Here is an 11,116-nt window from a genome sequence, read left to right as displayed (position 1 = left end):
TATGGCATTTCTTGCGCTGGTTTCAATGAAAGCAGAAACAAATGCCCTAAAAGTTTCAATCATACAGACAGCAGCTCCTATAAAGGAAAAAGTTCAATTCTGCTATTACCGATTAGCGAAAGGTATCTCTGGTATACTGTCGTATGCAAAAGAAGGTGTCAGGCTTTGGTTCAGAACAAAACGTCCTGCATACCGTCAACTTTGCTTTAAGCTGATTGCATAAATAGATAACATAATATTTCTCTTAAAGTCCGGTTCCCACGGGGCTTGTTTCGGTGACTCTATTCGAAGTATTGTCCTTTTATTTTTCAAAAAAAAGACAGATTGGTACTTTTGGAGAAGTTATATTTTTTAAAAATTACATTTTACGGAAACTCAAGAGGGTACGCCTCTAAAGGACCATTTAAAGAGTAACAATGGTCACCCCGTCTCCCCCTTCATGGGGGGCCCCCATCCGGAAATCCTCCACATGGGGATTGTCCTTTAAGTAAGCCTGAATGACCTGACGCAGCTTCCCTGTCCCCTTACCGTGGAGAATAACTAACTGATGGGTCCCGGAAACCAGGGCATCGGAAATCATTTTTTCCACCAGGAATAAGGATTCTTCTCCGTTACGCCCCCGTAAATCCAGACGGGTTTCCATAGCATGGCGATCTGCTGAAGTAATGGGTTTTTGCCGCCTCACGGTCTTTGGGGCTTCCTTCTGGATGGCCACGGCATCGTCCATGTTAATCTTCATCTTCAGCATGCCCACCTGGACAAAATACTTCTTCTCCTTTTTAAGGATTTCCAGAACCTCACCGTCTTGGTGCAGGCTGTAGATATGGACCGGGGTTCCCTTCTCAATTGGGATCGACACCGCCCGAGCCGGTTTTTTCTTTTTCTCGCTCTTTACCTTTTTCTTATAGGTGGCATAAAGCCCCTTCTCCTGGTCAGAAATGCCCTTGCGCAGGGCCTCCAGCTTCTTATTATCTCCCAGACCGGCCTCTGTGTTTTCCTGGATATACCGAATCTCCTTATAAATTTCATCGGTTTTTTCCTTAGTTTCTGCGACAATCCGGGCGGATTCCTCCCGGGCCTGGGTTAATAGAGCCTCGCTCTGGCGCCTGGCAGATTCCTGTTCCTTCTGGGCTTTAACTCTCAAGGCTTCGGCTTCCTCCCGGAGCAGCCGCATCTCCCGGGCTTCAGCTTCTACCCGATGGCGATTTTCTTCCAATTTTTCCAGGGTTTCTTCAAACTGAATGGAGCCGACCTCGATAGTACTCCGAGCGGCCTCGATGATGTCATCCTCGAGGCCCAGACGGCTGGCAATTTGAAAGGCGTTGGATTTCCCCGGAACGCCAATGAGCAGGCGATAGGTAGGCCGCAGGGTGGCCACATCAAACTCCACCGAGGCATTGGTAATCCCCGGTGTGACCAGGGCGTATTCCTTCAGCTCACTGTAATGGGTGGTAGCGGCTGTCAGGCCCCCCCGCTGGTGCAGGGTGTCCAAAATGGCAATGGCCAGGGCTGCCCCCTCGGTGGGGTCTGTTCCTGCCCCCAGCTCATCAAAGAGCACCAGGGACTTGGCATCGGCGGTTTTCATAATACTGACGATATTGGTCATATGGGAGGAGAAGGTAGATAGGCTTTGCTCAATGCTCTGCTCGTCCCCGATGTCCGCATAAACCTCCTGGAAGAGACGCAGGCTGCTGCCCTCCCGTACCGGGATAAATAAGCCTGACTGCACCATCAGGCTTAAGAGCCCCATGGTTTTCAGAGTAACGGTCTTTCCCCCGGTGTTGGGGCCTGTGATAATCATGGTATGGATGGCCTCATCCAAAACGATATCCGAGGCCACGGCCTTTTTAGGGTCCAGCAGGGGGTGACGGGCCCGGAGCAGGCGGTATTCCCCATCCTCCGCCACAGACACCCGTTCGCCGCCAATGGCCAGGGCATACTTTGCCTTGGCATAGATAAAGTCCAACTCCGTGAGCACAGCGTGGTCCTCGGTGAGAACGGCCTGCATCATGGCCACCTTTTGGGAAAGGAGTTTTAAAATCCGGACCATTTCCTTTTCCTCTTCAATGGCCAGCTCCTTTAAATCGTTGTTGAGTTCCACCACCGATAGAGGCTCGATAAACAGGGTCGCCCCACTGGCGGATTTATCCAATACGACCCCAGGGATCATATTCCGATATTCCTGTTTTACCGGAACCACATAACGGTTATTGCGAATGGTGATCAGCCGTTCCTGGAGGTATTTCTCATTGGCGGTTGAGGAAATAATCCCATTGAGTTTTTCCGTAATTCGACCGTTTTTAACAAGGATCTCCCGGCGAATCCGGGACAGCTCCTGGGAGGCATTGTCTGCCATTTTATCCTCGGTTAGGATTTTCCGGCTGATTTCCGATTCTAACATTTCACAGGGGTCCAGGGCTTCAAATAAAGCCTTCAACCCCACCAGCGCATCCATCTGTGTATCGGTATAATAGTAATTGTCCATATCCCGGGCCACACGCAGGAGGGAGGCAATACGTAAGAGCTCTCCCATGGACAGCATGGCTCCAATGGCCGCGCGATGGACATAATCGTCCGTATCAGCCAGCTCCGCCAGTGGCGGCCGACCGTTTCGAAGCACCATACCAACGGCTTCTTCGGTCAAATCCAAGCTCTGCTGCACCACCCCTATATGGGTCATGGGCACCAGGGCCTTTGCCATCATTTTTCCGCCCTGGGTAATGCAATTTTCCTGTAAGGCGGTGATGATTTTAGGATATTCCAGAACCTTCAAGCTTCTTTCATTCATTCTGTATTATTCGACTCCTCTTTTAAAGTTCCCCTTTGTATAACGCCCAGTGTAGTAGTCCCCAGGATTTGGAGCATCGTCTCCAAAGCCACTGCGGTAGGACGCCACCACACTTTCTAATTCGGCAATGCCTTCATCCAGCACCTCGATCCGCCAGGTGGCCAGATGGGGGGCGTTCATCAGTTCTTTTTTTAAAAACAATTTATCCCCATTGTAAATATGGGTCATGCCAAGGGCATCCCGGCGCAGGGGAAAACGCATTCCACGGCTATCCTCTAAGTAAAAGAGGCGTCCCTCGGTACATTCGTCACAATGCTTATGCCCACAATCCAGGAGGCAATTGGCACTGATCATCATCTCCTGACGGCCATAAACCGTGAGGGTACAGTCTAACCGGGTTCCCCGGGCAATGGCCTCTACCGCCCGGCCATCCAGCTCTGGGGAGATGACTCCGGAGCGGCACCCCCAGCAGTACAATGCCTCAGCCCCCATCCGATTAAAGATGTGGAGGCTGCTGTCCGCTTCCAGGGAAAGGCCCGAATCCCTTAACAAATGGAGTGCCTCGTAATTACGCACGAGTACCCCTTCTAAGGGTAATCCCTTTAGAAGGTCCAGCTGGGATTTGATTTTATCCGTCACTCTATCGTGCATCACCTTGGGCAGCGCCAGGCGCGCCGCCTTTCCACAGGCATCCACCCGGCAAATAGCCTTTGCCATGGCCTCTGCCGTTTCAAAGGCTTCGTAGGGCAGGACGATTTCATCCACCCCCAGATTCAAAACCGCCTCCAGCTGGCTAAGCTGAGTGAGTGACAGAGAAAGGCGCGGTTCGCGCTTCACGGATTTTATTTCCGGGAGGATCTTCCTCATCTCTAAAACAGGCCCTTCGGTAAGGGGCGCTTCTACTGGTTTTGTGGCGTCGATCTCCTCGATAATGCTGCGGCGCAGGGCATTTAAGCTGCTTTTGGGTAAAAACAAATCCGGTGCCATTTGAAGGGTAAGCTCTGCGAGAAAATACTCGGTATCCCCCAGCTTTGAAAGCTGCTCTGTCATGATCTCTTTATCCAATGGCCGGCTTTGGGCCAGACTGGGGAGGATATCAATCTCCAGGTGATGGATCTCTCCCCGGGCCAGGACTTCCACCTGGATGGGTTTTTCATCGGCAAGGGTCAGGGATAAGCGGAGCGGGATTTTCTCCTCGGATAGCTTGGCCAGAGCCTTCTCCCGAAGGCCTGCCATCAACCGGGCGTCCAGGGTCCGAAAGACGGGCATGCCATCCACCACACCCCTTGGGATGGGTAGTCTGGCGGTGCCCCCACCGGTTTCCATCCGGGTGATTTTTTGACCAATGCGCCCATCCTCGCCAAAGGCTAAGCCATCGCCAAGATGAAGGGTTTCCTCGGGCAATAGGGTAATAATAGCCGTCCGCCCCCGGACTTTTTTAACCACCCCCACTGGGGTTCCTCGGTTTTTCCCCATTTCAGGGTTCAGATTCTCCGAATTTTCCATGATCCACCCCGTGGTAAAACCGCGGTTAAAGACCTGGGCAAGGGTCTGTCCGTCAATGGTATCCCCACGACCAGAGGCCGCATCCTGATAAGCACGGGATGCCGCATAAATATACTCAGGGCTTTTCATGCGCCCTTCAATCTTAAGGGAATTCACCCCGGCTTCTGCCAGCTCCAAAAGATGTGCCCGGGTGTTCAGGTCCTTCATACTCATCAGATAGCCCTGCTTAATCCGATGGTTCCCATCATCCCAAAGGGTATAGGGCTTTCGGCAGGGCTGGGCACAGAGTCCCCGGTTTCCACTGCGTCCCCCCACCAGGCTGCTAAAGAGGCATTGTCCCGAATAGGCATAACACAGCGCTCCGTGACAGAATACCTTTAGCTCAACCGACACATTCTGGCGAATGCGGCGAACCTCCGGGAGAGTTATTTCCCGGGGAAGGACCACCCGCTTGAAGCCAAGCTCCTGGAAGAACAGGGTCCCTTCTGTGCCATAGACGGAGCCCTGGGTGCTGGTTTGAAGGGGCAAATCCGGGTAATACTCCCTGAGGATCAGCATTAATCCCGGATCCTGGACGATAATACCGTCTGGAGAAAGGGCATCCAGAAAAGCCAGGTACTCAAGCATCCTGGGCCACTCGCTGTCCTTAACGAGAATATTGAGGGTGATATACACCTTCAGTCCATGGCGATGGCATAAATCAACCATCTCCACCATTTCCTGTTCATCAAAATTATCTGCCCGTTGTCGAGCGTTGAAATGCTTCCCTCCGAAATAGACGGCATCTGCACCGCCATTAATGGCGGCAATGACACCCTGAACATCGCCAGCCGGCGCCAGAATTTCCATATGATGCTCCATCTTATTTCCTCCGAATACGCTTTAATCGATAGCGGGTCTTGCCACCCAAACGGGCCCTCAATGGCATGGATGGCCGACCCTCGGATTCTGCTGCTTCCATGTCCAAAAAGGATTTTGGCAACGGTGCCAGCCCTTCATCCTCTACAGGTGGTTCCTTGGGGGCTTCCATCTCAGCTTCCTTTATTCCCTCGAAGTGGTACCCTGCCTCTGCACGCCGCATATTGTACACAGCCTGGTTCCACTTCTTACGACGATGACGGACCAGCACGACAATGAGAAGGACCACCAGCAGGAGAACGCCGCCCATGATCAGATAATCCACCCACCCCAGGGGTGACATGGCCCGGTCTGTGTAAAGGGGAATCCCTTTGATATAGGTGCTGCCCGAATAGACATCCAGGGTTCCAATTTGCTGGCCCTCGGTAATGGGGGCCAAAATCCGGACATGGTTGCCCTTTTCCGAAAGCAAGCTGCTGTCCCACTTTACCTGGACCGAATAACTATCCTTTGCGGTGGTCAGTACTGTGGATGCCGCTTCACCCTTGGTGGATGCGCTGATGCTAAAACCATCTAAAATACTGGCAAAGCTCACCATGGTTTTCACATAGGGGCTTTGCCCATCACTCCAAAGGATATGGGAATAATCCTTCAATGCGGTGTCCAGTGCCCCATCGGCCTGGGAATAAATCCCCCTTTGGTCACTGGCTTTAAAGATCACGCCAACCAAGTGCATTTCCCCACTTTGTCCTGAAAAGACTAAACAGCGGCCAGCGGCTTCATCGTATCCTGTTTTCCCCCCTTTTGCATTGGGGTTATAGTAGGGATTCTCTGTTCCGGTCAAGTTCATGGCCGCTACCTGGCTGCTACTGATTTCTGAAACGGTTTGATGAATCAGAATATTACTATTCTCCCATTCATGGGCCTGTCCATTGCCGCTTACACAGGTATAGGAGGGGGTGCTGGCCACTGTATTAATGGTCGAAACCCCAAAGGCCGCCCCTGCAATTTGTGCCATTTCCTTGGGCGTGGTATAGTGATTGGCATCCACCAATCCGTGGGGATTGGCAAAATGTGTTTTCGTCAATCCTAAATCCCCTGCCTTTTTATTCATTAATCCAACGAAAACATCCAAGGCGGCATTCGTCTCCAGGGCCGGGTCGTTTTGGGCCAAACGCCCTATGTTGACGGCTATGGTCATGGCAGCATCATTCCCCGATGGTAAAAGCAGTCCGTATAGAAGCTGCTCCCAGGTGTAGGTATCCCCCACAGCCAAATCTGCGACGCTGCTATCGGCATCGATTTGGGTGATTTCTTCCCCCACCGTAACCCCTTCACTCAGCCGATTGTTAATATAATCCATGGCCACTAAAGCGGTCATCAGCTTTGTGGTGCTGGCCGGATTGTACCTGGAATCTTCATTTTGCTTGGCAAAGGCATCCCCGGTATCGGGATCTAAAAGATAAACCCCTTCACCAGAGCCGAAACTGGGCATTGCCGCCAGAACACTCCCCGTCGATATAAAAAGGATTAAAAAAAGCAGGAGGGTGGCCATTGCCACCCGATTTTGTCGTTTAATCATTTAATATATTTTACCTCATTGAAATACTGCGCATTGGCCTCGACCATTTCTTCTCCACCAATAACACAGAGGATTTCTTCATCCATGGCTGATTTGACCATTTCGCTAAAATGACGCAACTCCTCCTTTGTTGTCGCTAAAATTTCATCCCGTTCCTGCTGAAGGTCCTCCTGACCCGTTTGGTTGAAATACATGGTATCACAGGCATCTGCCCATAGGGCTGCCGATAAAGGCGTGTCCCGCCCACTGATGGTACCAATAATATATTTTTCCATTTCCCGGTTCGAGATATCCAGGGATGCAATATACTCCCAGGCGCCGTTATAGGCATCGAAGGTTTTTCCAATATTGGGATCCCGATAAGAGGCAAAGTAAAGCTCCCCGGATTTATTCACTCCAAAGGATGCCCCATAGGCACCGCCTTGAACCCGTACCTTATTCCATAGATAATCCATGGACAGAACAGACTTCAGCACCAGCATGCTGCCGCTATAATCGTAGCCCAGGCTCCGGATATTAAAGCCCTTGGAGACATATTGAACCTTAGCTGCGGTTTTAAAACCCTCGTTTTGAATAGCCACCGGGAAGTGATAATCGTACAATTCTGCCGGGGCATCCCGAAGGGCCCCGAGGTAGGTTCCCACCGCCTTTAAGGCCTGGTCCTTATGTTTTTCCTCACAGGTTAGACTGATGGTAACCTGGGTCCGATTAAAGAGCTGCTCCATAATGGTGGACAGCTTGGCCGACAGCCCCTGGGCTTCTGCCTTGAAGTGATCGTCCAGTTCCGCCAGAAAATGGTAGAACTCGATGCCGCCGATTTCCTCAAAGAGGCGGGCGGACTGGGAGTAATAGGATTGAAGGCGCTGGGTGCTGATGACGTGCCCTGCGGTCAGGAAGCGCTGCTCCTTGGACATCCGGATTTCTCCAATAATATCGGACATCAGCTTGTAGTCGTCAAAGCGGGTTGCCAGGCTGATATTTTCCATTAGAGCCATCAGCTTCGGCACATTGGGGGCGGTTGCCTTTCCTTTGATGGTAAACTTTGCCGCGTACTCACCCAAGCCCTTGGTGCTGTCAAAGGTCTCAATACTGGTGGCAATCCCCCCGGTATAAATCTCAATTTCCTGGTTAAGGGCATCCTCTGTATAATCCGCTGTTCCGAGGTGGCTCAGGAATTTATTGAGTACCGACAGGTACTTCAAATCCTCCTGGGGAATGCTGTGAATATCAAAGATCAGCTTAATATAGACGATTCCGTTGGTTTCTCCCGGATGCCAAAGCAAGGGGACCCCTTCGTAGGTTTCCTCCTCTAGGACAATCTTCCGGGCCTCTGACTTGATTTCATCAATGCCCAGCTTGGGAATGGTGGCAAGGGCTTCTGGGGAATCCTCGGCATTCTGATGCTCTAAAAGATCCTGGGATGCCTTAACTAAACGTCCAAGCTCCTCTTCATTGAGGCTTGCCTTTAGCTCTGCCAACTCCCTGGCCATGGCTTGCTCATTGCGCTCAGAAAGCTCAGGGTCCGGGGTAATGGCTACCAATGCCTGATGCTCGTTCATCAGCAGATACCGGCTGATCATGCCTTCAAATCCCCGGTTTAAGCTGCTCTGGCGCAGGCGCTCCACCACCTCGGTATATTTAAGATGGGACAAGGGATCACAGCCATAGAGCCAGGTTTCCATCATCTCCAGGCCGTACATCAGACCCCTGGGGTAGGTTCCGAATTCCCCTTCCTTCAAGGTAAATTCGGCGCTATTAATCCCCGCCTCCACATCCCTGGGATTGAGTCCCTCCTTCACCAGGGCTTCCAGGGTTTCCCTCACTGTTTTTACAAAAAGATTCCCCTGGGATTTATCCGTGTTTTTTAAGACAATGGCAAAATAAGGCTGCTTCATGGAGCTGGCAAAGGAATAGTCCACTTCTTTGCAAATATCCAGCTGGAGCAGTGCCTTTTTAAGGGGTGCACCATTATGTCCCAGGAGGATATGTCCGAGGATGTCCATGGCTAAAAGATCGTCGAAGGCAGTGGCCGCATCCATGACGAACCCGATGGCCAGATAGTCCTTATCCGCCCCCTCTTCTTCTGCGGCAATGGGGTAAAGAGCCTCTGTCCGAACCATCTCTTTAAAAGGTGGCTGGGTTGGAATGTGGTTATCCACTACCTGTTTTTTGTATTTGGAAAGGTATTCCTCATCCAGATATTTCAGATGTTCTTCCACATCCCCATCCCCGTACAGATAGATGTAGGCATTGGAGGGATGGTAGAAGGTCTGGTGGAAGGCCTTAAAATCCTCGTAGCTTAAATGGGGGATACAATCCGGATGTCCCCCGGACTCCCCACTGTAAATGGTATCGGGATAAAGAGCCTTGAACAGCTCGTAGTGGAGAATTTCCTCAGGGCTGGAATAGACTCCTTTCATCTCATTATAAACCACCCCATTGTAGGTGATGGGGTCCTCTGGGTTTTCAATATGATAATGCCAGCCCTCCTGCATAAAAGTCCGGGGACTGTCATAAATAGCGGGGTTAAAGACCGCATCCAAATACACATCCATGAGATTCATGAAATCCTTCTCATTGGTGCTGGCAATGGGATAGACGGTTTTATCCGGATAAGTCATGGCATTGAGAAAGGTGTTCAGGGAGCCCTTGGCCAGCTCCACAAAGGGTTCCTTTACCGGGTACTTTTTTGAGCCGCACAAAACGGAATGCTCCATAATGTGCGCCACCCCGGTGCTGTCTCCCGATGGGGTTTTAAACCCAATTTGGAACACCTTATTATCGTCACTGTTGGATATATAAATCAGCACCGCCCCGGTTTGCACATGGGTAAAAATCCGGGCGGTTCCACCCACTTCCCTTATCTCTTCTTCACGGTCCAAACGGAACCCGTGGATTATTTCATTCTTTTTCAACGTATCCTCCAAATAGATTAATTTTCGTGATGCGAATCATCCAGGCTTTCTAAGTAAGCACGGATCCGGGCTTCATCTCCCAAATCCGTGGGATTATAAAAATGGGTGCCCAACAGATCGGTGGGCAGGTATTGCTGGGGCGTATAGTGCCCCGGGTAATCGTGGGGATATTTGTAGTTAATCCCCCGGCCCAGCTTTTCGCTTCCGGAGTAATGACTGTCCCGGAGATGCATGGGCACCTCACCATCCGATTGATGGCGGGCTGCCTGGGCTGCGGCATCCAAGCCGATATAGCTGGCATTGCTCTTTGGCGAGGCCGCTATATAGGTGGCCGCCTGGGCCAAATTGATTCTGGCCTCAGGCAGGCCGATCATTTCCACGGCCCGGGCTGCTGCCGTCGCCACAAGAAGAGCCATGGGATTGGCATTTCCCACATCCTCCGATGCAGAAATCACCAGACGCCGGGCAATAAACTTTGGATCTTCCCCGGCTCCCAGCATTTTTGCCAGCCAAAAAAGTGCGGCATCAGGGTCTGAGCCCCGAAGGCTTTTAATAAAGGCCGAAATGGTATCGTAATGATTATCGCCCTTCTTATCGTACTGTATTGCCCGGACCTGGATACACTCCTGGGCTGTCTCCAAATCGATGTGGATAGTCCCGGATTCATCCTTATCCGCAGTGAGAACCCCAAGTTCAAGGGCCCCCAAGGCCTTGCGCACATCGCCCCCAGAGGCATTGGTCAGATGCAGCAGTGCATCCTCCTCCACCGACACCTTCATGCGCCCGTAGCCGTATTCCACGTTGGTAATGGCCCGGCGAAGCAGGGAAATGATATCCTCGACCGACAGCTTTTTAAACTCAAACACCGTGGACCGGGACAGCAGGGGGGAATTGATTTCAAAATAGGGATTCTCTGTGGTGGCCCCAATTAGGGTGACCAGTCCCTGCTCCACACTGGGCAGCAGCGCGTCCTGCTGAGCCTTGTTAAAGCGATGGATTTCATCGATAAATAAAATGGTCTTTCGGCCATAGATCCCCAGATTATCCTTTGCCTTATCCAACACCTCGACGATTTCTTTCTTGCCCGAGGTAACCGCGTTCAATTCAAAAAAGGCTGCCTTGGTATGCTTGGCGATGATCTGGGCCAGGGTGGTTTTTCCTGTCCCCGGAGGGCCGTAGAACACCACGGAAGATAGCTTATCGGCCATAATTAATCGGTAAAGCAGTTTTCCCTTTCCGATGATTTGCTGCTGACCGACAAAATCATCCAGGGTCCGGGGACGCATTCGCACCGCCAGGGGAGCGTTGTCCTCAACGGTATTTTCAAAATTCATATCAAAAAAGGTTTTTTGCATGATTGATCCCATTCTTATCCATAAGAATGCTTGCTCCTTATGAGTTTACTTTTAAGATTATTATTATACCATATGCCCTTTATATTATAATGCGTTTAAGCCAAAAAATGAA

At 51.2% G+C, this 11,116-nt stretch carries 6 protein-coding genes; 1 reads left to right on the top strand and 5 read right to left on the bottom strand.

The window, feature by feature from the left end; genetic code table 11:
• Positions 1-223: hypothetical protein (locus tag BLW33_RS14245; protein WP_341456158.1), on the top strand; the 223-nt coding region annotated here is incomplete at its 5' end.
• 180 nt (positions 224-403) lie between these two features.
• On the opposite strand, the gene BLW33_RS11455 is transcribed toward BLW33_RS14245, so the two are convergent.
• From BLW33_RS11455 to BLW33_RS11435, 5 genes are read right to left on the bottom strand one after another with little or no spacing between them, the layout of a single operon-like run.
• Complete coding sequence (locus BLW33_RS11455; protein ID WP_090309003.1) at positions 404-2,788, bottom strand: endonuclease MutS2; 2,385 nt, start codon at positions 2,786-2,788, stop codon at positions 404-406.
• Between the two features lie 6 nt (positions 2,789-2,794).
• Entirely contained in the window at positions 2,795-5,155 is a 2,361-nt protein-coding gene (locus BLW33_RS11450) for a U32 family peptidase (RefSeq protein WP_090309001.1), read from the bottom strand.
• Position 5,156: 1 nt separating this feature from the next.
• The gene (locus BLW33_RS11445; protein WP_090308997.1) at positions 5,157-6,734 is read right to left on the bottom strand and encodes a D-alanyl-D-alanine carboxypeptidase family protein; all 1,578 of its coding nucleotides are present in this window, start codon (positions 6,732-6,734) and stop codon (positions 5,157-5,159) included.
• Positions 6,731-9,649, bottom strand: a complete 2,919-nt coding sequence (locus BLW33_RS11440) for an insulinase family protein (protein ID WP_090308995.1) — start codon at positions 9,647-9,649, stop codon at positions 6,731-6,733. The genes BLW33_RS11445 and BLW33_RS11440 overlap by 4 nt, the downstream gene beginning before the upstream one ends.
• Positions 9,650-9,666: 17 nt before the next feature.
• Complete coding sequence (locus BLW33_RS11435; RefSeq protein ID WP_090308992.1) at positions 9,667-11,004, bottom strand: replication-associated recombination protein A; 1,338 nt, start codon at positions 11,002-11,004, stop codon at positions 9,667-9,669.
• Positions 11,005-11,116 lie beyond the last annotated feature (112 nt).

Origin of the sequence: Eubacterium aggregans, from assembly GCF_900107815.1 — a bacterium.
GTDB classification, from domain to species: Bacteria; Bacillota; Clostridia; order Eubacteriales; family Eubacteriaceae; genus Eubacterium_O; species Eubacterium_O aggregans.
This window is presented reverse-complemented; position numbering and strand designations above follow the sequence as displayed.

Coding starts and splice junctions, on each gene's coding strand:
- BLW33_RS11455 (WP_090309003.1), bottom strand. CDS start 2,788: ATGAATGAAAGAAGCTTGAAGGTTCTGGAATATCCTAAAATCATCACC.
- BLW33_RS11445 (WP_090308997.1), bottom strand. CDS start 6,734: ATGATTAAACGACAAAATCGGGTGGCAATGGCCACCCTCCTGCTTTTT.
- BLW33_RS11435 (WP_090308992.1), bottom strand. CDS start 11,004: ATGCAAAAAACCTTTTTTGATATGAATTTTGAAAATACCGTTGAGGAC.
- BLW33_RS11450 (WP_090309001.1), bottom strand. CDS start 5,155: ATGGAGCATCATATGGAAATTCTGGCGCCGGCTGGCGATGTTCAGGGT.